This is a genomic window from Variovorax boronicumulans, from assembly GCF_030812215.1.
In the GTDB taxonomy this organism is placed as follows: Bacteria; Pseudomonadota; Gammaproteobacteria; order Burkholderiales; family Burkholderiaceae_C; genus Variovorax; species Variovorax boronicumulans_C.
Genome location: NZ_JAUSSG010000001.1, coordinates 1,068,898 through 1,090,072 on the forward strand (window position 1 = coordinate 1,068,898; position 21,175 = coordinate 1,090,072).

Annotated in this window: 20 protein-coding genes and 1 other RNA gene; 14 read left to right on the forward strand and 7 right to left on the reverse strand. The window is 64.2% G+C overall.

The window, feature by feature from the left end; genetic code table 11:
- Positions 1-2 precede the first annotated feature (2 nt).
- The 3 genes from ggt to J2W23_RS05060 form a co-directional block, all read right to left on the reverse strand.
- Positions 3-1,739, reverse strand: coding sequence for a gamma-glutamyltransferase (gene ggt, locus J2W23_RS05050; RefSeq protein ID WP_307647886.1), 1,737 nt, complete (start codon positions 1,737-1,739; stop codon positions 3-5).
- 49 nt (positions 1,740-1,788) lie between these two features.
- Positions 1,789-3,384 carry a class I SAM-dependent methyltransferase gene (locus J2W23_RS05055; protein WP_307647887.1) on the reverse strand — a complete coding sequence of 532 codons (1,596 nt, stop codon included), beginning with the start codon at positions 3,382-3,384 and terminating at the stop codon, positions 1,789-1,791.
- A 175-nt stretch (positions 3,385-3,559) separates the two neighbouring features.
- Entirely contained in the window at positions 3,560-3,808 is a 249-nt protein-coding gene (locus tag J2W23_RS05060) for a hypothetical protein (RefSeq protein WP_307647888.1), read from the reverse strand.
- Between the two features lie 53 nt (positions 3,809-3,861).
- On the opposite strand from J2W23_RS05060, the gene J2W23_RS05065 reads away from it, so the two are divergent.
- Both J2W23_RS05065 and J2W23_RS05070 read left to right on the forward strand, forming a co-directional pair.
- Complete coding sequence (locus tag J2W23_RS05065) at positions 3,862-4,140, forward strand: hypothetical protein (protein ID WP_307647889.1); 279 nt, start codon at positions 3,862-3,864, stop codon at positions 4,138-4,140.
- A 9-nt stretch (positions 4,141-4,149) separates the two neighbouring features.
- The gene (locus J2W23_RS05070) at positions 4,150-4,362 is read left to right on the forward strand and encodes a hypothetical protein (protein ID WP_176658747.1); all 213 of its coding nucleotides are present in this window, start codon (positions 4,150-4,152) and stop codon (positions 4,360-4,362) included.
- A gap of 134 nt (positions 4,363-4,496) precedes the next feature.
- Here the strand turns inward: J2W23_RS05070 and ssrA are convergent.
- The 4 genes from ssrA to ompA all read right to left on the reverse strand — a co-directional run bounded on the left by ssrA (position 4,497) and on the right by ompA (position 7,068).
- Positions 4,497-4,883, reverse strand: a transfer-messenger RNA (tmRNA) gene (ssrA, locus tag J2W23_RS05075).
- 12 nt (positions 4,884-4,895) lie between these two features.
- The gene (locus J2W23_RS05080) at positions 4,896-5,564 is read right to left on the reverse strand and encodes an HAD-IA family hydrolase (RefSeq protein ID WP_307647890.1); all 669 of its coding nucleotides are present in this window, start codon (positions 5,562-5,564) and stop codon (positions 4,896-4,898) included.
- Positions 5,561-6,289 carry a bifunctional 2-polyprenyl-6-hydroxyphenol methylase/3-demethylubiquinol 3-O-methyltransferase UbiG gene (gene ubiG, locus J2W23_RS05085; protein WP_307647891.1) on the reverse strand — a complete coding sequence of 243 codons (729 nt, stop codon included), beginning with the start codon at positions 6,287-6,289 and terminating at the stop codon, positions 5,561-5,563. The genes J2W23_RS05080 and ubiG overlap by 4 nt, the downstream gene beginning before the upstream one ends.
- Positions 6,290-6,417: 128 nt before the next feature.
- On the reverse strand, positions 6,418-7,068 hold the full coding sequence (gene ompA, locus J2W23_RS05090) for an outer membrane protein OmpA (RefSeq protein WP_176658750.1): 651 nt from the start codon (positions 7,066-7,068) through the stop codon (positions 6,418-6,420).
- A 225-nt stretch (positions 7,069-7,293) separates the two neighbouring features.
- On the opposite strand from ompA, the gene gyrA reads away from it, so the two are divergent.
- The 12 genes from gyrA (at position 7,294) to J2W23_RS05150 (ending at position 21,173) form a co-directional block, all read left to right on the forward strand.
- On the forward strand, positions 7,294-9,939 hold the full coding sequence (gene gyrA, locus J2W23_RS05095) for a DNA gyrase subunit A (protein WP_176658751.1): 2,646 nt from the start codon (positions 7,294-7,296) through the stop codon (positions 9,937-9,939).
- Entirely contained in the window at positions 9,936-10,526 is a 591-nt protein-coding gene (locus J2W23_RS05100) for a DUF2059 domain-containing protein (protein WP_176658752.1), read from the forward strand. Before gyrA ends, J2W23_RS05100 begins: the two co-directional genes overlap by 4 nt.
- Positions 10,527-10,596: 70 nt before the next feature.
- A complete protein-coding gene (serC, locus tag J2W23_RS05105; RefSeq protein WP_307648071.1) occupies positions 10,597-11,664 on the forward strand; it encodes a 3-phosphoserine/phosphohydroxythreonine transaminase in 1,068 nt (355 codons plus the stop codon).
- 25 nt (positions 11,665-11,689) lie between these two features.
- Entirely contained in the window at positions 11,690-12,811 is a 1,122-nt protein-coding gene (gene pheA, locus J2W23_RS05110; protein WP_013540228.1) for a prephenate dehydratase, read from the forward strand.
- A 14-nt stretch (positions 12,812-12,825) separates the two neighbouring features.
- A complete protein-coding gene (locus J2W23_RS05115; RefSeq protein ID WP_176658755.1) occupies positions 12,826-13,719 on the forward strand; it encodes a prephenate dehydrogenase in 894 nt (297 codons plus the stop codon).
- 5 nt (positions 13,720-13,724) lie between these two features.
- Positions 13,725-15,737 (forward strand): bifunctional 3-phosphoshikimate 1-carboxyvinyltransferase/cytidylate kinase, encoded by a 2,013-nt coding sequence (locus tag J2W23_RS05120; protein WP_307647892.1) that lies wholly within the window; start codon positions 13,725-13,727, stop codon positions 15,735-15,737.
- Positions 15,738-15,932: 195 nt separating this feature from the next.
- Positions 15,933-17,621 carry a 30S ribosomal protein S1 gene (gene rpsA / locus J2W23_RS05125; protein WP_012746757.1) on the forward strand — a complete coding sequence of 563 codons (1,689 nt, stop codon included), beginning with the start codon at positions 15,933-15,935 and terminating at the stop codon, positions 17,619-17,621.
- 76 nt (positions 17,622-17,697) lie between these two features.
- Positions 17,698-18,021: an integration host factor subunit beta gene (locus tag J2W23_RS05130; RefSeq protein ID WP_013540224.1), complete on the forward strand. Its 324-nt coding sequence runs from the start codon at positions 17,698-17,700 to the stop codon at positions 18,019-18,021.
- 49 nt (positions 18,022-18,070) lie between these two features.
- On the forward strand, positions 18,071-18,409 hold the full coding sequence (locus tag J2W23_RS05135) for a LapA family protein (RefSeq protein ID WP_176658757.1): 339 nt from the start codon (positions 18,071-18,073) through the stop codon (positions 18,407-18,409).
- A complete protein-coding gene (gene lapB / locus J2W23_RS05140; RefSeq protein ID WP_307647893.1) occupies positions 18,399-19,577 on the forward strand; it encodes a lipopolysaccharide assembly protein LapB in 1,179 nt (392 codons plus the stop codon). Before J2W23_RS05135 ends, lapB begins: the two co-directional genes overlap by 11 nt.
- A gap of 140 nt (positions 19,578-19,717) precedes the next feature.
- Positions 19,718-20,038, forward strand: a complete 321-nt coding sequence (locus tag J2W23_RS05145) for a ComEA family DNA-binding protein (RefSeq protein WP_176658759.1) — start codon at positions 19,718-19,720, stop codon at positions 20,036-20,038.
- Between the two features lie 166 nt (positions 20,039-20,204).
- Complete coding sequence (locus J2W23_RS05150) at positions 20,205-21,173, forward strand: TRAP transporter substrate-binding protein (protein ID WP_307647894.1); 969 nt, start codon at positions 20,205-20,207, stop codon at positions 21,171-21,173.
- Positions 21,174-21,175 lie beyond the last annotated feature (2 nt).

Below are 21,175 nucleotides of genomic sequence, written 5' to 3' on the forward strand. Positions count from 1 at the left end.
GATCAGTAACCGGCAGCCAAACCGGTGTTGCGGCGCGGATCGTTCGCGCCGTAGAAGCGGTTGGCACCGACCGGCTTGCCACCCAGCGACGGCGCGCCGACGATGATCGCCGCGAGGTGGTTGGCAGGCTGCGGCACCCCGAGGTTGTGGCCCATGTCGGTCAGGATCTTGCGGGTGTCGGGGCTCAGCGCAAAGGTCTCGACGTTGGTGACGTCAGGCAGCCATTGCTGGTGGAAGCGCGGCGCATCGACGGCTTCCTGCACGTTCATGCCGTAGTCGACCACGTTCAGGATCGTGTGCAGCACCGCCGTGATGATGCGGCTGCCGCCGGGCGTGCCGACCACGAACACCGGCTTGCCGTCCTTGGAGACGATGGTCGGGCTCATCGAGCTCAGCGGGCGCTTGCCCGGGGCGATGGCGTTGGCCTCGCCCTGCACCAGGCCGTACATGTTGGGCACGCCGATCTTGGAGGTGAAGTCGTCCATCTCGTTGTTCAGCAGCACGCCGGTCTTGTCGGCCGTGACCTTGGCGCCGAACCAGTCGTTCAGCGTGTAGGTGACCGAGACCGCATTGCCCCACTGGTCGGTGATCGAGTAGTGGGTGGTGTTGCTGCCCTCGTGCGGCGCGACGCCCGGCTTGATGTCCTTGGAGACACCGGCCTTCTTCGGGTCGATGGCCGCGCGGATCTTCTCGGCGTAGCCCTTGTCGAGCAGGCGGTCGAGCGGGTTCTTGACGAAGTCGGGGTCGCCCAGGTAGCTGTTGCGGTCCACGTAGGCGTGGCGCATGGCTTCGATTTGATAGTGCACCGACTGCGCCGAGCGGAAGCCCAGGTCCTTGAGCGGATAGCCCTCCAGGATGTTGAGCATCTCGCAGATGATCACGCCGCCCGAACTCGGGGGCGGCGCCGACACCACGCGGTAGCCGCGGTAGTCGCATTCGACCGGCGCGAGTTCGCGCGTCTTGTACTGGTCGAGGTCGGCCTGCGTGATGATGCCCTTGCCGGCCTGGCTCGATGCCACGATGGCCTTGCCGACCCAGCCCTTGTAGAAGCCGTCGGTGCCCTTGGCGCTGATTTCCTTCAGCGTTTTTGCGAGGTCTTTCTGCACCAGCTTCTGGCCGACCTGGAAGGGCTGGCCCTTGTTCAGGAAGATCGCGCCGGAGACCGGGTCCTTCTGGAAATCGGCGGTGGAGGTCCACAGCATGTCGATGTCGCCTTGCTCCAGCGCGAAGCCCTTGTCGGCCAGCTGGATCGAGGGAGCGATGAGGTCGGCGCGCTTCATCGTGCCGTACTTCTCGCGCGCGTATTCCATGCCCGACACCGAGCCCGGCACGCCCACGGCGAGATGGCCGTTGGTGCTCAGGCCCTTGATGACGTTGCCGTCCTTGTCCAGGTACATGTTGGCCGTGGCGGCCAGGGGTGCCTTCTCGCGGAAGTCGAGGAAAGTCTTGCGGCCATCGGCCAACTGCACGGTCATGAAGCCGCCACCGCCCAGGTTGCCCGCCGCCGGGTACACCACCGCCAGCGCATAGCCCACGGCCACGGCCGCATCGACCGCATTGCCGCCGCGCTTGAGCACATCGACGCCGACCTTGGTGGCCAGGTGCTGCGCGCTCACGACCATGCCGTGCTCGGCCGCGACCGGCGCCTGCGAGGCGGCCTGCGATGCGCCCGCTGCTGCAAGCGCGAGCGCGGCTGCGACGGCGGCACGCAGTGTCGGGGTCCATTGGGATTGCTGCATGGGAAGTCTCCTCTTTGAGTTGGATGAAGAACGAGGGAATGGGGAACAGTCAGGCCGTGAGCAGTGCCTTGCGCCGCAGGTCCTTCAGGGCCAGCGCCACCTGCTCATGCGCGAATTCCTTCAGCGCCTGGGGCTCGGTCAGCGGCTTCTCGTCCTTGATGAAGCGCAGGCGATCGGCCCGCACTTCACCGGCCAGGTGCTCTGCGAGCGCTTCGTGCGAATGCGCGCCGTCGAGCAGCGGCAGCAGGCTGCGCTCCAGCAGGGTGAGACCCACCGGCTCGTGCCACTGGTTGCAGGCCTGGGCATTGGCACCGGCCGTGAGCGCCAGGCCGGGGGCGCCCCGCACGGTGGCCAGGGCCTGCGGAAGACTGGACACCTCGGTCGCCGCAGATACCGGCGTGCGACGGAACCGCAGGGCGCCAAGGATCACCAGTTCCTCGAGCATGGCCAGCACGACGCGTTCGACCGCATCGCGTGGCTCGCCGGTGAGCTTTGCCACGGCATCGATCAGGGCTTCGGCCGACACCGACGCCGGATAGCGCGTCTCGAGCACCTGCGCCACGGCCTTGTGCGCGGGCAGGCGCAGCGTGACCTTGAGGTTGCGCATCGCATGGCAGGGCTGCTCGCGCGCATCGAGCGTCAATGCGCCACCGTCCTCGGTGGTGAACACGCCGGCGAATTCCAGGACGCGGATACGTGCCGGATCGAGGCGGTAGCGGATGTCCCTGGCACGCTCCTGCTTGACCAGCAGGGTCTGCCGGAAGGTGCGGTTGACCAGGAAATCGAGGTATTGCTCCATCATGATCTGGCTGCCGCCGCACTCGCGCAGCAGCGGATCGCGCACCTTCTCGCCGTAGTTCTGCACGAACATGGTCGAAGGCTCGGCATCGCACAGGTAGGCCAGGCCATGGGAATCGGCGCGCGCGGCGAATTCCTTGAAGTAGCACGGCGCGTTGCACGGCTCGAGGAACTCGTGCAGCAGGTACGAGCTGTTGGCGTTGCGCACGATCGGCATGGTCTCTTCGAGCGTCTTCCTGAGCACGCTGTCCGGGCGCGCCGACTGTTCGAGGAACTCCAGCATCCCGCGTGCATAGGCCAGCTTCTCGTCGGGCGTGTCGCGCGGGCCGCCGCGCAGGATCATCGCGTCGCGCACGATCTCGCGCGCCTTCCAGCCCGGGTACACGTTGTAGCTCACGTAGGCCACGCCGTTCGGCGCGAGGTTCTCCGAGCAGATGCGCATGATCGCGTCCTGCACAGGACCCGGCACCCAGCTGTAGACGCCATGACAGACGATGTAGTCGAACTGGCCGAACGAGGCGTCGATGTCGGCGATGTTGAATGCCCTCAACTCCACATTCGACAGGCCTGCATGGGCGATGGCCGCAGCGCCTTGCGACACCTGCACGGTCGACAGGTCGACCCCGAGGGCACGCGCTTCGGGATGGCGTGCCGCGAAGGGAATCAGGTTGCCGCCGGCCGCACAACCCAGTTCGAGCACGCGGGCGGTGGCGGGAGCAGGCGCATCGAGGCCGAACAGGAAGGCCAGCGCCTCCAGGTGCTCCATCGCGGACTGTGGGAACGGGTGCGAGTCGTAGGGCACCGTGTCGTAGTAGCTTGTCAGCGTGGAAGTCAGTGAATCCGGCACGAACGTCCTTTGAGGATCTGCGAAGGTTCTTGGGGGGTTGCGCTGTGAAAGCGCTGGCCGACTATAGCCTCGCGATCGGGCAAAAAAAACCCAGCGGTGAAGCTGGGCTCAAGCCTTTCTGCTGGCATGGCATCAAGGACCCCACACAGGTGGCTGGCGGGGGACGGCTGACCCGTCAAGGAGAAATCGGTAACCACCCTGAAGGCAGCCGGCTGGATGAAGCGGCCGGCGCGTGCGCCGAGGCTTCCGTGAGAGGACGGAGCCAATCGTTGGCGGCCTCGTCGGGTGGCATGGCCCTCAGCCGCGCATCGCGTCGAAGCGTGCGCGCGATATCCTCAAGCTCCAAGGCATCGACCGAGTGCCAGCGCTGCCGCAACCGATGCGCGCAAGCGGCGATCCAAAGGGTGGCCGGGATGTTTTCCATGAGAGGATTTTACTGTATATTTGTACAGTCATTTCATCATCAAGGATGTCGCAATGTCTACGACCGAAGATATGGCTCCCGCCCCCAATCACGCATTGACCGAGGCCCTGGCCTGGATCTCGAAGTTCGCGCACGCCTGGAAGGCCATCGAGCCTGCTCCCAGGACCCTCAGCATCGATGGCTTCATCATCTGGGGACCGGTGCTCTACGAAAAGCACAAGGGCGAAGACCCGGTAATGCTCGCGCAGCAACTGTTCGGCAAGTCCGGTGCGTATTTCAGGTATCTCTATCCCGGACTCAAGCCCGGCACGAGCTCGGACCTCGCGTCTTAGAATGCCCCGATGAATTGGCGCACCACCCTGCTTCCGCTTGCCTTGATCACCACCGTCATCACCGGCTGTACGGCCCCGAACGAGATCGTGCCGTTCCGCGAAGGCGTTCTGCGTGCGCCGAGCTACACGCTGGCCGCGGACTATTGCAGTGCGAAGAGCTTGACGCCGAAATGGATCGGCAAGGCACCGGCAGAGTCCGGCGTGCTGTTCCAGTGCTACTGACCTCCCAGGTCAAGCTACACCCAGTCCGCACTCCGCGGGGATCGAGTCAAGTGGCAGAGCCGCATTGACTTGAGAGACTAGAGGCTGAAGCAAAAACGGCAGCCGTTGATGACAACGACTGCCGTTTTGTTGAGTGGTGGAGCTGGGGGGATTTGAACCCCCGTCCGCAAGCCTTCATCGCGCAGTTCTACATGTTTAGTGATCTGATTTGAGTCTCGCTTCCGGAGTCGCGCAGTCACACGCTAAACCGGACGCCAGCACCCTATTTTCTCGCCCCGACCCAAGGTACCCGGATCGGAGCCAGCCCATGTAATTATCTTTGCAGCCGGGAGGATTCAGATTGCTCTGTCACCCCCTTGCCCAGCCCATCGGCCTGCTGTTGCAAAGCTCACTGGCAATTAAGCAGCGAGTGCGAAACGTTCGTCGTTTGCAGTTAGTTTGTTTGAATCTGTTTTACGAGCGCATTCAGCTCGACATGCCCCGCTGCGACTCCGAACCCACGTCGAAACCAGTGCAGCCCCAAGCGCTCTATTTTAGGCACTATTGAGCAAATGCAAGAGCTCCATCGGCGAAGAGATTGAGGCATCAGCCTCCCAGAGCGTGGCATCGGCCTGCGAACCCATGTAGCCATAGGTGGCAGCCACGGTCCGCATGCCGGCCGCACGGCCCGCAATAATGTCGCGTTCGTCGTCGCCCACGTAGATGCACGCCTCGGAGGGGACGCCCAATCGACGCGCCGCTTCATACAGCGGTTCAGGGTGCGGCTTGGCATAGGGCGTGGTGTCGCCACTCACGATCGCGCCGGCGCTGGCGAAAAGCGGCATTGCACGAGTCAAGGGATCTGTGAATCGCATCGACTTATTGGTGACCACCCCCCAGAGCAGACCACGCGCCTGGATGGCATCGATCAGCACCTGGACACCCTCGAACACCCGCGTATTGAGCAACATGCGACGCTCATAGGCGACAAAAAATTCTTCTCGCAACGCGAGGAATTCGGGGGAATCGGGCGTGATGCCGAACGCCACACCGAGCATGCCGCGTGCACCCGAACCCGCATGCGGGCGATAGCGTTCGAGAGGATAAGACTCAAGGCCCCGATCCGTTCGCATCTTGTCGGCAGCAGCACCCAGGTCAGGCGCGCTATCGATCAACGTGCCGTCGAGGTCGAACAGCACGGCTTGCGTGAACACCTCTGTCATTTCTGCGAACCCAACAGCGGAGGCTTCTGCGTAGCAAACATGTAGTTGACGCTGGTATCAGCGCTGAGCCAGTACCGGCGGGTCAGCGGGTTGTGCTCCATCCCGAGGGTGTGCCGCAGATCGAGGCCCGCCGCACGACAATAGGCCGCAAGCTCGCTGGGGCGAATCAGCTTCGCATATTCGTGGGTGCCGCGCGGCAGCATGCCAAGGATGTATTCAGCGCCCACGATCGCAAACGCGAAGGACTTCAGGTTGCGATTGATGGTCGAGAAGAACACCCACCCACCAGGCTTGACGAGCGTGGCACAGGCCTGAATCACCGAGGCCGGCTTTGGCACGTGCTCCAGCATTTCCATGCAGGTGACGACATCGAAGCTGCCAGGCTGTTCCGCGGCGAGTGCTTCGGCGCTGACCTCCCGGTACTTGACGCCGCGCGTACCGGCTTCGAGCGCATGCAGCTGGGCGACCTTGAGCGCCTTGCCCGCCAGATCGATGCCCAGCACGTCGGCTCCTTTTCGGGCCATCGAATCGGCCAGGATTCCGCCACCGCAACCGATATCGACCACACGGCGCTGCGAAATTGGTGCAATACCGTCAATCCATTCCAGGCGCAATGGATTGATTTCATGCAGCGGGCGGAATTCGCTCTCCAAATCCCACCATCGATGCGCAAGTTCTGAAAACTTGGCGAGTTCTGCCGGATCGGCATTCACGTTTTCTGTCATATGGCAATTATGAAGCGGGCAATGGCCGACATGCACCGGGCGATCTTGTCGAATGTTTGCCAACGAATTCGACAGGCATAAAAAAACCCCGCCGAGGCGGGGTTTTCATCATCGATGGAATCGATTGATTAGTTGGCGCGGGTGCCGACCACTTCGATTTCCACGCGACGGTTCTTGGCGCGGCCTTCCTTGGTGCGATTGTCAGCCACTGGCTGCTTCTCGCCCTTGCCTTCGGTGTAGACGCGGTTGCGTTCGATGCCCTTCGAGACCAGGAAGGCCTTGACGGCTTCGGCGCGACGCACCGACAGACGCTGGTTGTAAGCGTCCGTACCGATCGAATCGGTGTGACCCACAGCAATGATCACTTCGAGGTTGACGCCACGGATCTTCTCGACCAGGTCGGTCAGCTTGGCGCGACCTTCAGGCTTCAGAACCGACTTGTCGAAGTCGAAGAATGCGTCGGCAGCGAAGGTCACCTTCGAAGCGGCGACAGCCGGCGGCTGGCCAGGAGCCGGAGGCGTCACGCCGGGAGGCGTGGGAGCGGCAACCGCGGGAACCAGAGCGCCATCGCAACCGGCGGCGGCGGTAGCCGGCGTCCAGTTGGCATCACGCCAGCACAGTTCGTTCGTGCCGTTCTTCCAGACCAGTTCGCCGGTGCCGTTTTGCCAGTTGTCGATCGTAGGACCGCCGTTCGCAGCGGTGACACGGGTCTGCGCGCCGGCGGCAGTGGCGAGCGCAGCGACTGCAAACATCATCGCCACTTTATTCAGTTTCTTCATGGTTCTCCTCTTGGGGAAAAAGCCGCAGCCGCGCTGCGAATCAAGGACGCTTTAAGTGACCACCACCCAAAACGTTGAGACGATTGTGCCATAGGGTCTTTGGCAAACAGGCCGCCGGACGCCCCCGAAGCGTAGGACGGAGGCGGAATAGCCAGCTTGTGTTGCGGCGGAGCGACACCCCTCACAGCGTAAAATTTCGCCTTCCTGCCGCCAGCCTCTCGCTCAATGACATCCTTCGCCAAAGAAACCCTGCCCATCAGTCTCGAAGAGGAAATGCGCAGCAGCTATCTCGATTACGCAATGAGCGTGATCGTGGGCCGGGCGCTCCCCGATGCACGCGACGGCCTCAAGCCCGTGCACCGGCGCGTGCTCTACGCCATGCACGAGCTCAACAACGACTGGAACCGGCCGTACAAGAAGTCGGCCCGTATCGTCGGTGACGTGATCGGTAAATACCACCCGCACGGCGACCAATCGGTCTACGACACCATCGTGCGATTGGCGCAGGACTTCTCCATGCGCCACATGCTGGTCGATGGCCAAGGCAACTTCGGGTCGGTCGATGGAGACAACGCAGCCGCAATGCGTTATACGGAAATCCGGCTGGCCAAAATTGCGCATGAAATGCTGGCCGATATCGACAAGGAAACTGTCGACTTTCAGGACAATTACGACGGCTCCGAAAAAGAACCGAAAGTTTTGCCGAGCCAGTTGCCGAATTTGCTGGTCAATGGCTCCGGCGGTATTGCGGTCGGCATGGCCACCAATATTCCGCCGCACAACCTGAATGAAGTGGTGGACGCCTGCCTCCACCTGCTTCGCAACCCGCAAGCGACCATCGACGAGCTGATGGAGATCGTGCCAGCGCCCGACTTCCCCACCGCCGGCATCATCTACGGCATCAATGGCGTGAAAGACGGCTACCGCACCGGCCGCGGCAAGGTCGTGATGCGCGCCAAGTGCCACTTCGAGGACATCGACCGCGGCCAGCGCCAGGCGATCATCGTCGACGAGCTGCCCTACCAGGTCAACAAGAAGACGCTGCAGGAGCGCATGGCCGAACTGGTGCACGAGAAGAAGATCGAAGGCATCAGCCACATCCAGGACGAGTCCGACAAGTCGGGCATGCGCCTGGTGATCGAGCTCAAGCGCGGCGAAGTGCCTGAGGTGGTGCTCAACAACCTCTACAAGCAGACGCAGCTGCAGGACACCTTCGGCATCAACATGGTGGCGCTGGTCGACGGCCAGCCCAAGCTGTGCAACCTGAAGGACCTGATCGAGGTCTTCCTGCAGCACCGCCGTGAAGTCGTCACGCGCCGCACCGTCTTCACGCTGCGCAAGGCCCGCGAACGCGGCCACGTGCTCGAAGGCCTGGCGGTGGCGCTCGCCAACATCGACGAGTTCATCCGCATCATCCGCGAATCGCCCACGCCGCCGGTCGCCAAGGCCGAGCTGATGACCCGCAGCTGGGACAGCAAGCTGGTGCGCGAGATGCTCACGCGTTCGCGCGCCGATGGCGGCGTAATCAACGCCGACGACTACCGCCCCGAAGGCCTGGAGCGCGAATTCGGCATGGGCGGCGACGGTCTCTATCGCCTGTCGGACACGCAGGCGCAAGAAATCCTGCAGATGCGTCTGCAGCGCCTGACAGGCCTCGAGCAGGACAAGATCGTTGCCGAGTACAAGGACGTGATGGCAGAGATCGACGACCTGCTCGACATCCTGGCCAAGCCCGAACGCGTGTCGGTCATCATCGGCGACGAACTCGGCACCATCAAGCAGGAGTTCGGCCAGAGCAAGGTCGGCGCACGCCGCAGCCTGGTCGAGCACAGCGCGTTCGACCTCTCGACCGAAGACCTGATCACCCCGACCGACATGGTGGTCACGCTCTCGCACAGCGGCTACATCAAAAGCCAGCCGCTGGGCGAATACCGCGCGCAGAAGCGCGGCGGCCGCGGCAAGCAGGCCACCGCCACGAAGGAAGACGACTGGATCGACCAGCTCTTCATTGCCAACACGCACGACTACATCCTGTGCTTCTCCAACCGCGGCCGGCTCTACTGGCTCAAGGTGTGGGAAGTGCCGGCGGGTTCGCGCGGCTCGCGTGGCCGGCCGATCGTCAACATGTTCCCGCTGCAAGAGGGCGAGAAGATCAACGTCGCACTTGCCCTGACAGGCGAGAAGCGCAATTTTCCGGCCGACCAGTACGTGTTCATGGCGACCTCGATGGGCACCGTCAAGAAGACCGCGCTCGACGAATTCAACAACCCGCGCAAGGGCGGCATCATTGCCGTGAACCTCGACGAGGGCGACTACCTGATCGGCGCCGCGCTCACCGACGGCAAGCACGACGTGATGCTCTTCAGCGACGGCGGCAAGGCCGTACGCTTCGACGAGGAAGACGTCCGCCCGCTGGGCCGCAATGCGCGCGGTGTGCGCGGCATGTCGCTCGACCCTGGCCAGGGTGTGATCGCCATGCTGGTGGCCGAGGATGAGCAGCAGAGCGTGCTCACCGCCACGGAAAATGGTTACGGAAAGCGAACAAGCATTACGGAATACACGCGCCATGGCCGCGGAACCAAAGGCATGATCGCGATTCAACAGAGTGAGCGCAACGGCAAGGTCGTTGCCGCCACCCTCGTGCATGCGGACGATGAGATCATGCTCATCACCGACAAGGGCGTGCTTGTGCGCACCCGGGTTGCCGAAATTCGTGAACTGGGTCGCGCGACGCAAGGCGTCACGCTGATCGGGCTTGACGAAGGCGCCAAACTCAGCGGGCTACAACGTATCGTCGAGAACGACGCGAACGGCGAAAGCGAGCCGGACGCAGACGATACTTCCACATCTTCAACGGAGAATCCTCAGTGAAAAAAATCAAACTCGCACTTCTGACGGTAGCTTTGGCCAGCAGTTCGATGGCCGCCATGGCCCAGGACAAGGCCACGCTGATCAAGCAGTTCATCGACATCCAGCGCCCCGGCATCGAGTCGCTGGCGCGCGGCCTGGTCGAGCAGTCGAGCGCCCCGATCGCGCAAGCCGGTTCGCAGTACCTGCAGACGCAAGTGCCCGAAGCCAAGCGCGAATCGGCCGCCAAGGCCGCCGACGCCGAGCTGAAGAAGTACTTCGACGACGCCTATCCCATCGTGCGCGACAAGGCCGTGCAACTGGCACCGGGCGCCCTGACCCCGCTGCTCGAGCAGAACTTCAGCGAAGACGAGCTCAAGCAACTGTTGGCCTGGATCAACTCGCCGCTCAGCAAGAAGTACCAGGAACTGAATCCGAAGATGCAGACCGCATTGACGGAAAAGCTGGTGGCCGAGACCCGCGGCAGCATCGAACCCAAGATGCGCGCGCTCGACACCAACGTCGCCAAGGCTCTCGGCGCCCCGACCGATGCCCCGGCCCAAGGTTCCGCACCCGCCAAGGCCCCAGCCAAGGCACCCGCCAAGAAGTAAAGACAACGTGACCCAGCAGCAGACGCCGGCCGGCAAGCGCCCCTACAACTTCTCGGCCGGTCCGGCTGCCATGCCGGAGGCGGTGCTGCGGCGCGCCGCCGCCGAAATGCTCGACTGGAACGGCAGCGGCATGAGCGTGATGGAAATGAGCCATCGCGGCAAGGAATTCGGCGCGATCTGCACACAGGCCGAAGCCGACATCCGTACGCTGCTGGCCGTTCCTTCCCACTTCCACATTCTGTTCATGCAGGGTGGCGGCCTCGGCGAAAACGCCATCGTGCCAATGAACCTGTCGCGCGGCAAAACCGCCGACTTCGTCATCACCGGCAGCTGGAGCATCAAGTCGCACAAGGAAGCGCAGCGCTATTGCACGGCGCACGTGGCCGCGAGCAATGCCGACGACCAGCACACGAAGCTGCCCGATCCCTCGACCTGGCAACTCACCAAGGGCGCCTCTTACGTGCACCTGTGCACCAACGAGACGATCAACGGCATCGAGTTCCAGCAGTTGCCCGACCTTGCCGCGCTCGGCAGCGATGCGCCGCTCGTCATCGATTTCTCGTCGCACGTGGCTTCGCGCAGCGTCGATTGGAGTCGTGTGGGCCTCGCCTTCGGCGGTGCGCAGAAGAACCTGGGCCCGGCGGGCCTCACGATCGTCGTCGTGCGCGACGACCTCCTGGGCCACGCGCTCGAGATCTGCCCAAGCGCGTTCAACTACAAGATCGTTGCCGACAACAACTCCATGTACAACACCCCGCCGACCTGGGGCATCTACATGGCAGGGCTGACGTTCCAGTGGCTGCTGCTGCAGACCGAGGGCACTCTCACCGGCGTTGCCGCGATGGAGCAGCGCAACATCGAGAAGGCCAAGCTGCTGTACGACTTCATCGACGGTTCCGACTTCTACGCCAACCGCATCGATGCGAGTTGCCGCTCGCGCATGAACGTGCCGTTCTTCCTGGCCGACGAAAGCCGGAATGAAGCCTTCCTGGCCGGCGCACGCGAAGCCGGACTGCTGCAGCTCAAGGGCCACAAGTCGGTCGGCGGCATGCGCGCCAGCATCTACAACGCCATGCCGCTGGCAGGGGTGCAGGCGCTCGTGGGCTACATGCGAGAATTCGAGCGATCGCATGCCTAGGCGCATGCCCTAGCTGCTCGCACCGATGACCGCCTCCGCACCCACACCGCCCTCCTCCAACTACAACTCCGAAAGCCTTGCCGATCTGCGCGTGCAGATCGACTCGCTCGATCAACGCTTGCTGAGCCTGCTCAACGAGCGGGCCCATGTGGCCGAACTGGTCGGCGAGGTCAAGAAGCGCGAAGGCACGCCGTTCTTTCGCCCTGACCGCGTTGCCGCCGTCATCGACAAGATGCAGAAAAGCAATGGCGGTCCGCTCAAGGACCTCCATGTGGCCGCCATCTGGCGCGAAATCATGTCGGCGTGCCTCGCCCTCGAATCGCCGCAGCGCGTGGCCGTGCTGGGACCTGAAGGCACCTTCTGCGAACAGGCCGCCATCGAGTACTTCGGCGGCGCAGCCGACCTGATCTACTGCGCCAGCTTCGACGAGGTGTTCCACGCCACCGCCGCGGGCAGCGCCCAGTACGGCGTGGTCGGCGTCGAGAACTCGACCGAAGGCGTGGTCACCCGTTCGCTCGACCTGTTCCTGCATTCGCCCACCCATGTGGTCGGCGAAGTCAGCCTGCTGGTACGCCACCACCTGCTACGCAGCGAGAACTCGCTCGAAGGCATCGAGGCCGTGCTGGCCCATCCCCAGGCGCTCGCGCAATGCCAGACCTGGCTCTCCAAGCACCTGCCCAACGCCGAACGGCGCGCCGTGTCGAGCAATGCGGAAGGTGCCCGCCTCGCAGCCTCCAATCCGGCCTGGGCCGGACTCGCCGGTGAACGTGCCGCCACGCGCTTCGGCCTGCACATCGTGGCGCATGCCATCCAGGACGATTCGTACAACCGCACCCGCTTCTCGGTGATCTGCCTGCCGCAGACGCTGGCCATGCCGCCGGCATCGGGCAAGGATTGCACGAGCCTGATCGTCTCGGTGCCGAACCAGCCCGGCGCGGTGCACGACCTGCTGGTGCCGCTGAAGGCCAACAACGTGTCCATGACCCGCTTCGAGTCGCGTCCCGCGCGCACCGGCCAGTGGGAGTACTACTTCTACATCGACCTGGACGGCCATCCCTCGCAGCCCAACGTGGCCGCGGCGCTGGCCGAGCTGCGCGGGCTCTGCGCGTTCTACAAGGTGCTTGGCGCCTACCCCGTCAAAGCCTGAGCCGGACAGACACGATGTTCGAGCAACTGGGATTGATCGGCTGCGGCCTCATGGGCGGCTCCTTTGCGCTCGCGCTCAAGCGCGCGAAGCTGGTGAAACGCGTGGTCGGCTATAGCAAATCGCCCTCCACCACCGAACGGGCACGACAGCTTGGCGTGATCGATGTGGCGGCGCCCTCCGCGCTGCTGGCGGTGTCGGGCGCCGACCTCGTGCTGCTGGCCGTGCCGGTGGCCGCCTCGGAAGCCATGTTCAAGGCGATCCGCCACGGCATCTCCACCGAGACGCTGGTGATGGACGTCGGCTCGACCAAGGGCGACGTGATCGAAGCCGCCCGCAACGGCCTGCAAAAGCAGTTCGCCAACTTCGTGCCGGCGCATCCGATCGCCGGCAAGGAAGTCTCCGGCATCGAACATGCCGAAGCGTCGCTCTTCACTGGCCGGCAGGTCGTGCTGACGCCGGTCAAGACCACGCTGCGGTCGAACGTGCAGCGCGCCTCGCAGGTGTGGAGTGGCATCGGCGCCAACGTCGTCACGATGACGCATGAAGCGCACGATGCCGCCTTCGCCGCCGTGAGCCACCTGCCGCACCTCCTGGCCTTCGCATACATCAACGCACTGACCGCGCAGCCCGACGGCGACCGCTTCCTGGACCTCGCCGGACCGGGCTTTCGCGACTTCTCGCGCATCGCCGCCAGCGACCCGGTCATGTGGCGCGATGTGCTGCTGGCCAATCGCGAGCAGGTGCTTCGACAGTCACGGGCCGTCCGCCAGGCGCTCGATGATCTGGAAACGCTGATGACCGCCGGCGACCTGCAGGGTCTGGAGCAATCCATCGCCTCCGCCAGCAAGGCGCGCGCACGATGGAAGCCGAATTCGAGTTCCGACGCCTCGGCCCAGCAGGACAGCTGACAGACATGTTCTCGACCGCATTCCTCGACCTTCCGCCCCTCGTGGGCGCCGCCGGCACGGTCCGCTTGCCGGGCTCCAAGAGCATCTCGAACCGCGTGTTGCTGCTGGCCGCACTCGCAAGCGGCACCACCACGATCCACGACCTGCTCGACTCCGACGACACGCGCGTGATGCTCGACGCCCTGCGCGCGCTCGGCTGCGCCATTCAGCCCGCAGGGAGCACGCTGCAGATCACCGGCCTCGGCGGCCAGTTGAAGTCCCGCGGGGCGCTGCTGCCTCTCTTCCTCGGCAATGCCGGCACCGCCATGCGTCCGCTGACGGCCGCGCTCTCGCTGCTCGGCGGCGAGTTCGAGTTGAGCGGTGTCCCGCGCATGCACGAACGCCCCATCGGCGACTTGGTCGATGCGCTCACCCAGCTCGGCTGCCAGATCGACTACCTCGGCAACCCCGGCTATCCGCCGCTGCGCATCCGCCCGGTCGACCACGACGAGCTGACACTTGATGCGCCGATCCGCGTGCGCGGCGACGTCTCGAGCCAGTTCCTCACGGCCCTGCTGCTGGCGCTGCCTCTCGCAGCGCGCAACGACATCGTGATCGAGGTGGTCGGCGAACTGATCTCCAAGCCCTACATCGAGATCACGCTGAACCTGCTGGCGCGCTTCGGCATCACGGTGCGGCGCGACGGCTGGGAGCGATTCATCATTCCCGCCGGCAGCAGCTACAGCTCGCCGGGCGACATCCACGTCGAGGCCGACGCTTCGTCTGCTAGCTATTTCATAGCATTGGGCGCCATCGCCACGGGTATTTCGGGCAAGACCGGCATCCGGATCGAAGGCGTGGGCGCCGCGTCGATCCAGGGCGACATCCGCTTCATCGACGCCGCCCGGCAGATGGGCGCCGAGGTCGACAGCGGCCCGAACTGGCTCGAAGTGCGCCGCGGCGCCTGGCCACTCAAGGCCATCGACCTCGACGCGAACCACATCCCCGATGCGGCGATGACGCTCGCCGTCATGGCCCTCTATGCCGACGGGCCGAGCATGCTGCGCAACATCGCCAGCTGGCGCGTCAAGGAAACCGACCGCATCGACGCCATGGCCAACGAGCTCAAGAAGCTCGGCGCCACGGTCGAGGCCGGCCCCGATTTCATCCGCGTCCACCCGCTCGCGCCGAACGGCTGGCAGGCGGCGAGCATTCGCACGTACGACGACCATCGCGTGGCGATGTGCTTCTCGCTCGCAGCGTTCAACCCGGCGGGCGTGCCGGTGCGCGTCCTTGAGCCGCACTGCGTCGCCAAGACCTTCCCCGATTACTTCGAAACCCTGTTCTCGGTCGCCGAGGCCGCCGAGGTGCCAGTGATCTGCATCGACGGCCCGACCGCCTCGGGCAAGGGCACGCTCGCGGCCGAAGTGGCGCGCCTGCTGGGCTACCACTACCTGGATTCGGGCTCGCTCTACCGCGTGACGGGCCTTGCCATGCGCCGCGCCGGTCTCGGCGCCGATGCACAGCATGAGGCACAGATCGCCGCGCTGGCAGCAGCTCTCCCCCTGCAGTTCACCGAGGGAAAGGTGCTCCTGGACGGCGAAGACGTGAGCGACGAAATCCGCACCGAGGCGGCCGGCATGGACGCCTCCCGCGTCTCGACGCTGCCAGCCGTGCGTGAAGCCCTTCTGGCGCTGCAGCAGCGCTTTCGCCAGCTTCCGGGCCTGGTCGCCGACGGCCGCGACATGGGCACCGTGATCTTCCCGGACGCCACGCTCAAGGTCTTCCTCACGGCCAGCGCCGCCCAGAGGGCGGAACGGCGCCATAAGCAGTTGATTTCAAAGGGTATTTCGACTACACTCGACAGTCTTCGCTCCGACTTGGAAGCACGTGACGCCAGGGACTCCTCCCGCAGCGTTGCGCCTCTGAAGCCGGCGCAGGATGCCCGCCACCTCGACAACTCCCAGCTGTCCATCGAGCAATCGATCGATACGGTGTTGAACTGGTGGCAGCAAGTGCAGCCTTTCAAGTCCGCTTGAAGGCCCGCGCCAACCGGGTTGTCCGGGTGGCGCATACCGCTCCAGCAGGCTCTTTTCGCGCGACAGCGCACCGGCCTTCTGGTTGTTCAACCAACCCGGGCTCACGCCCACAAAACCGCCGTCTCCAGATCCACAGCAGTCGCACGCAATTTCGCAAGAGCGCCTGCCAACCCTGCCTGACGGAAGGAACCATAAATGTCTGAATCTTTTGCCGACCTATTCGAAGAGTCCCTGAAGCGTTCCGAAATGCGCACCGGCGAGGTCATCACCGCCGAAGTCGTGCGTGTCGAACACAACCACGTCGTCGTCAACGCCGGTCTGAAGTCCGAAGCGTATGTGCCGATCGAGGAGTTCAAGAACGACAAGGGCGAGCTCGAAGTCCAGGCCGGCGATTTCGTTTCCGTTGCCATCGGCAGCGTTGAAAACGGCTACGGCGACACCATCCTCTCGCGCGACACCGCCAAGCGCCTCGCTTCGTGGCTCGCCCTCGAGAAGGCCCTGGAATCGGGTGACTTCGTCACCGGCACCACCAGCGGCAAGGTCAAGGGCGGTCTCACCGTCCTGGTCAACGGCATCCGCGCATTCCTGCCGGGCTCGCTGATCGACACGCGTCCGATCAAGGACCTGACCCCGTACGAAAACAAGACCCTCGAATTCAAGGTCATCAAGCTCGACCGCAAGCGCAACAACGTCGTGCTGTCGCGCCGTGCCGTGGTCGAAGCCAGCATGGGCGAAGAACGCGCCAAGCTGATGGAAACCCTGAAGGAAGGCGCTGTTGTCCGCGGCGTGGTCAAGAACATCACCGAATACGGTGCGTTCGTGGACCTCGGCGGCATCGACGGCCTGCTGCACATCACCGACATGGCATGGCGCCGTGTCCGCCACCCGAGCGAAGTCGTTCAGGCCGGCCAGGAAATCACCGCCAAGATCCTCAAGTTCGACACCGAGAAGAACCGTGTCTCGCTGGGTCTGAAGCAAATGGGCGACGATCCGTGGATGGGCGTTTCGCGCCGCTACCCGCAATCGACCCGCCTGTTCGGCAAGGTCACGAACATTGCCGACTACGGCGCGTTCGTCGAACTCGAACCCGGCATCGAAGGCCTGGTGCACGTCTCCGAAATGGACTGGACCAACAAGAACATCGCTCCGAACAAGATCGTCTCGCTGGGCGACGAAGTCGAAGTCATGGTCCTGGAAATCGACGAAGACAAGCGCCGCATCAGCCTGGGCATGAAGCAGTGCAAGGCCAACCCGTGGCAAGAGTTCGCTCAAAACACGAAGCGTGGCGACCGCGTCAAGGGCCCGATCAAGTCGATCACCGACTTCGGCGTGTTCGTGGGTCTGGCTGCCGGCATCGACGGCCTGGTTCACCTCTCGGACCTCTCGTGGAACGAAGCCGGCGAAACCGCCGTTCGCAACTACAAGAAGGGCCAGGAAGTCGAAGCGATCGTGCTGGCAGTCGACGTCGACCGCGAGCGCATCTCGCTGGGCATCAAGCAGCTCGACAGCGATCCGTTCACCACGTTCACGACCGTGAACGACAAGGGCCAGATCGTGACCGGCAAGGTCAAGACCGTGGACGCCCGCGGCGCTGAAATCGACCTGGGCGAAGACATCATCGGCTACCTGCGTGCTTCGGAAATCTCGCGCGACCGCGTCGAAGATGCCCGCAACGTGCTCAAGGAAGGCGACGAAGTCACCGCCATCGTCGTGAATGTGGATCGCAAGACCCGCAACATCCAGTTGTCCATCAAGCAGAAGGACATGGTCGACGAACAAGGCGCCATGGCCAATCTGAGCCAGCAGTCGGCACGCGAAAACGCGGGCACGACGAGCCTGGGCGCCCTGCTGCGCGCCAAGCTCGACAACAACGACAGCAAGTAAGCTGAGTCCGAAGACAGAGCTGGCCCTGGGGCCGCTCTGTCTTTTTTTTCGTCCACGTTTTCTGCACTGGCCTCTCATGACCCGCTCTGACCTCGTCGAAGAACTCGCAGCGCGCTTTGCGCAACTCACGCACCGCGATGCCGAATACGCCGTCAAGACCATCCTGGACGCAATGAGCGACGCGCTGGTGCGCGGGCACCGCATCGAGATCCGCGGGTTCGGCAGCTTCTCGGTCAACCGACGTCCGCCGCGCATCGGGCGCAATCCGCGTTCGGGCGAGAGCGTGCAGATTCCTGAAAAGCGGGTGCCGCATTTCAAGCCGGGCAAGGCCTTGCGCGAAGCCGTCGATGCAAAGACCGCCGAGCTCGACGCCAAGGAAGCCAAGGGCCGCAAGGCCTGATCCGCGTGGATGATGCAAACGTAGAATGCCTCCGGCAACGGGAATGGCTATGAAATACCTCCTGTGGCTGCTCAAGGCAGCCATTTTTTTTACGCTCTTCGCCTTCGCGCTGAACAACCAGCACGACGCGACCGTCTATTTTTTCTTCGGCACCTACTGGCGCGCACCACTGGTTCTCGTCGTGCTCGCGGCCTTTGCGGGCGGGCTCGTGGTGGGCGCACTCGGCATGCTGCCGGGCTGGTGGAAGCACCGGGCCGCCGCCGCGGCCCAGGCACCATCGGCGACCGAAACCCCTTCCACAACGGCACCGACGGCCGTGCCTGCTCCGGCAGCGGCACCGTCCATCTCCGCCACCGACCTCCCCGCCGTACGTCAACATGGACTTTGATCCCAGCTGGCTGCTGATCAGCCTGCCCGTCGCCTTCGTGCTCGGGTGGCTCGCATCGCGCTTCGACATCCGCCAGCTCAAGCTCGAGAACCGGCAGGCGCCCAAGGCCTACTTCCGCGGCCTGAACTTCCTGCTCAACGAGCAGCAGGACCAGGCCATCGATGCCTTCATCGAGGCTGTGCAGAACGACCCCGACACGCAGGAGCTGCACTTCGCGCTCGGCAACCTGTTCCGCCGTCGCGGCGAATACCAGCGCGCCGTGCGCGTGCACGAGCACCTGCTCGGCCGCGGTGACCTGAGCCGCGCCGACCGCGAGCGCGCACAGCACGCACTCGCACAAGACTTCCTGCGCGCCGGCCTGCTCGACCGCGCCGAAGCCGCACTGCAGAAGCTCGAAGGCACCCGCTACGAGAACGAGGCGCGCCTCTCGCTGCTCGCCATTTACGAGCGCTCGCGCGAATGGGCCCAGGCCGCCGACGTGGCGCAGAAGTTGGACGAGTCCGACCAGGCCAGCTATGCCACGCGCCGCGCGCATCACCTCTGCGAGCAGGCGACCGAACGCGTGGCAGCCGGCGAATTGCCCGCAGCAGCCAAGCTGCTCGCGCAGGCCGTCGAGCTGGCCCCGCAGGCACCTCGCCCAGCCATCGACACCGCCAACCTGCAACTGCGCAACGGCGATGCGGCCGCAGCCTTCGACACGCTCGTGGCACTGAGCGACACCGCTCCGCTCGCACTGCCGCTGTATGCCGCCGCACTCCAGCAGGCGGCCGTGGCCGCGCACCGCGAAGCCGAGGCGCTCGCGCTGCTGCAGCGGCGCTATGCCGAATCGCCGTCGATCGACGTGCTCGAGGCGCTGATCGCACTCGGCGGCACCCCGTCTGCAACAGCCGCCGACGACGAGCAGCAGCCGCCCGCCCCGCGCGACGGCTACATCGCCCACCTCGCGCACCAGCCCTCGCTGGTCGCCGCATCGCGCTGGCTGGCGGGCGAAAAGTTCGAGCACGAGCAGTTCCATCCGCAGGTGCAACGCGCGCTCGACCAGGCCACCCGCCCGCTGATGCGCTACCGCTGCGCCGCCTGCGGCTTCGAGGCGCACCAGTACTTCTGGCACTGCCCGGGCTGCCAAGCCTGGGACAGCTATCCGCCGCGCCGCGTCGAAGAACTCTGAGCAAGATTCCGACCACGTTTCGGAACAATGGTCACCAGGGCGCAGACCTCGTCAACGCCCCTTTCCCTGGTCTCGTTGAACGCCAGCCGACGCATTTGTCGGCTGTCAGTCATATCAATAAATCAGGGAGTTTTTCAATCATGTTCAAGAAAATCCTGGCCCTCTCGGCCATGCTGTTTGCAGTCGCTTCGTTCGCCGCCGTCGACGTCAACAAGGGCACCGAAGCCGAACTCGACGGCCTCAATGGCGTCGGGCCCGCCATGTCCAAGCGCATCCTCGAAGCGCGCAAGCAAGGCGAATTCAAGGACTGGGCCGACCTCATGCAACGTGTGAAGGGCGTGAAGGAGAAGAAGGCCCAGAAGCTCTCGGCCGAAGGCCTCACGGTGAACGGCCAGGCCTTCGGCGGTGCGGCACCGGCGGCATCGAAGGAAGCGAAGACGCCCAAGGCTGCCAAGCCCTGATTCCGCGCACACCGCAATAGCCAAAGCCGCCCTCGAGGCGGCTTTTTCATGCGCGCATGGTCTGCCGCACGCGCGCAACATGGCAGGGAAATGCCTCAGGAAGTGGCCCGAAATTTGCACGTATGCTTCCTTTCGTTTTGCTTTCACTACATTCCGGAGCGCGTTCATGAATCACAAGTTCGGCATTACCCTCGCGGGCCTCACCCTCGGCGCCGCGGCCTTCGCACAGACGAAATGGGATCTGCCTACCGCCTATCCCGCGACCAATTACCACACCGAAAACATCACGCAATTCGCCAAGGACGTGGACGCTGCCACCGGCGGCAAGGTGAAGATCACGGTGCACGCCAACGCATCGCTCTTCAAGGCGCCCGAAATCAAGCGCGCCGTGCAGAGCGGCCAGGCGCAGGCCGGTGAAATCCTCCTGGCCAACTACGCAAACGAAAACCCGATCTACGCGCTCGATGGCGTGCCCTTCCTGGCCACCACGTATCCCGAAGCGAAGAAGCTGTACGACGCCTCCAAGCCCGCCATGGAAAAGCTGCTCGCGGCACAAGGCATCAAGGTGCTGTTCGTGGTGCCATGGGCGCCGCAGGGCATCTACAGCAAGAAGGAAATCAGCTCGGTAGCCGACCTGCGCGGCATCAAGTGGCGCGCCTACAGCCCGGCCACCGCCAAGATCGCCGAGCTGATCGGCGCGCAGCCGGTGCAGATCCAGCAGGCCGAACTCAGCGCCGCCATGGCCACCGGCGTGATCGAGAGCTACATGAGCTCGGGCTCCACCGGCTACGACACCAAGACCTACGAGCACATCAAGAACTTCTACGACACGCAGGCCTGGATTCCGAAGAACGCCATCCTAGTGAACGCCAAGGCCTTCGACGCGCTCGACGCCACCACCAAGGCCGCCGTCACCAAGGCCGCGGCCGATGCCGAAACCCGTGGCTGGAAGATCGCGCAGGAGAAGAACGACGAGTACAAGCGCCTCCTGGCCGAGCGCGGCATGAAGGTGCACAAGCCTTCGCCCAAGCTCGATGCCGACATGCGCCAGGTCGGCGGCATCATGCAGGCCGACTGGCTCAAGGCGGCCGGCGCCGACGGTGCGGCCATCGTCGACGCCTATAAAAAGAAGTAAGC

Bases quoted from the DNA above. Each gene is read 5' to 3' on its own strand.
- J2W23_RS05150 (WP_307647894.1), top strand. From the start codon at position 20,205: ATGAATCACAAGTTCGGCATTACCCTCGCGGGCCTCACCCTCGGCGCC.
- J2W23_RS05130 (WP_013540224.1), top strand. From the start codon at position 17,698: ATGACCCGCTCTGACCTCGTCGAAGAACTCGCAGCGCGCTTTGCGCAA.
- ompA (WP_176658750.1), bottom strand. From the start codon at position 7,068: ATGAAGAAACTGAATAAAGTGGCGATGATGTTTGCAGTCGCTGCGCTC.
- serC (WP_307648071.1), top strand. From the start codon at position 10,597: ATGCCGGAGGCGGTGCTGCGGCGCGCCGCCGCCGAAATGCTCGACTGG.
- lapB (WP_307647893.1), top strand. From the start codon at position 18,399: ATGGACTTTGATCCCAGCTGGCTGCTGATCAGCCTGCCCGTCGCCTTC.
- gyrA (WP_176658751.1), top strand. From the start codon at position 7,294: ATGACATCCTTCGCCAAAGAAACCCTGCCCATCAGTCTCGAAGAGGAA.
- J2W23_RS05145 (WP_176658759.1), top strand. From the start codon at position 19,718: ATGTTCAAGAAAATCCTGGCCCTCTCGGCCATGCTGTTTGCAGTCGCT.
- J2W23_RS05115 (WP_176658755.1), top strand. From the start codon at position 12,826: ATGTTCGAGCAACTGGGATTGATCGGCTGCGGCCTCATGGGCGGCTCC.
- ubiG (WP_307647891.1), bottom strand. From the start codon at position 6,289: ATGACAGAAAACGTGAATGCCGATCCGGCAGAACTCGCCAAGTTTTCA.
- J2W23_RS05135 (WP_176658757.1), top strand. From the start codon at position 18,071: ATGAAATACCTCCTGTGGCTGCTCAAGGCAGCCATTTTTTTTACGCTC.
- ggt (WP_307647886.1), bottom strand. From the start codon at position 1,739: ATGCAGCAATCCCAATGGACCCCGACACTGCGTGCCGCCGTCGCAGCC.
- J2W23_RS05080 (WP_307647890.1), bottom strand. From the start codon at position 5,564: ATGACAGAGGTGTTCACGCAAGCCGTGCTGTTCGACCTCGACGGCACG.
- J2W23_RS05060 (WP_307647888.1), bottom strand. From the start codon at position 3,808: ATGGAAAACATCCCGGCCACCCTTTGGATCGCCGCTTGCGCGCATCGG.
- J2W23_RS05120 (WP_307647892.1), top strand. From the start codon at position 13,725: ATGTTCTCGACCGCATTCCTCGACCTTCCGCCCCTCGTGGGCGCCGCC.
- J2W23_RS05065 (WP_307647889.1), top strand. From the start codon at position 3,862: ATGTCTACGACCGAAGATATGGCTCCCGCCCCCAATCACGCATTGACC.
- pheA (WP_013540228.1), top strand. From the start codon at position 11,690: ATGACCGCCTCCGCACCCACACCGCCCTCCTCCAACTACAACTCCGAA.
- rpsA (WP_012746757.1), top strand. From the start codon at position 15,933: ATGTCTGAATCTTTTGCCGACCTATTCGAAGAGTCCCTGAAGCGTTCC.
- J2W23_RS05070 (WP_176658747.1), top strand. From the start codon at position 4,150: ATGAATTGGCGCACCACCCTGCTTCCGCTTGCCTTGATCACCACCGTC.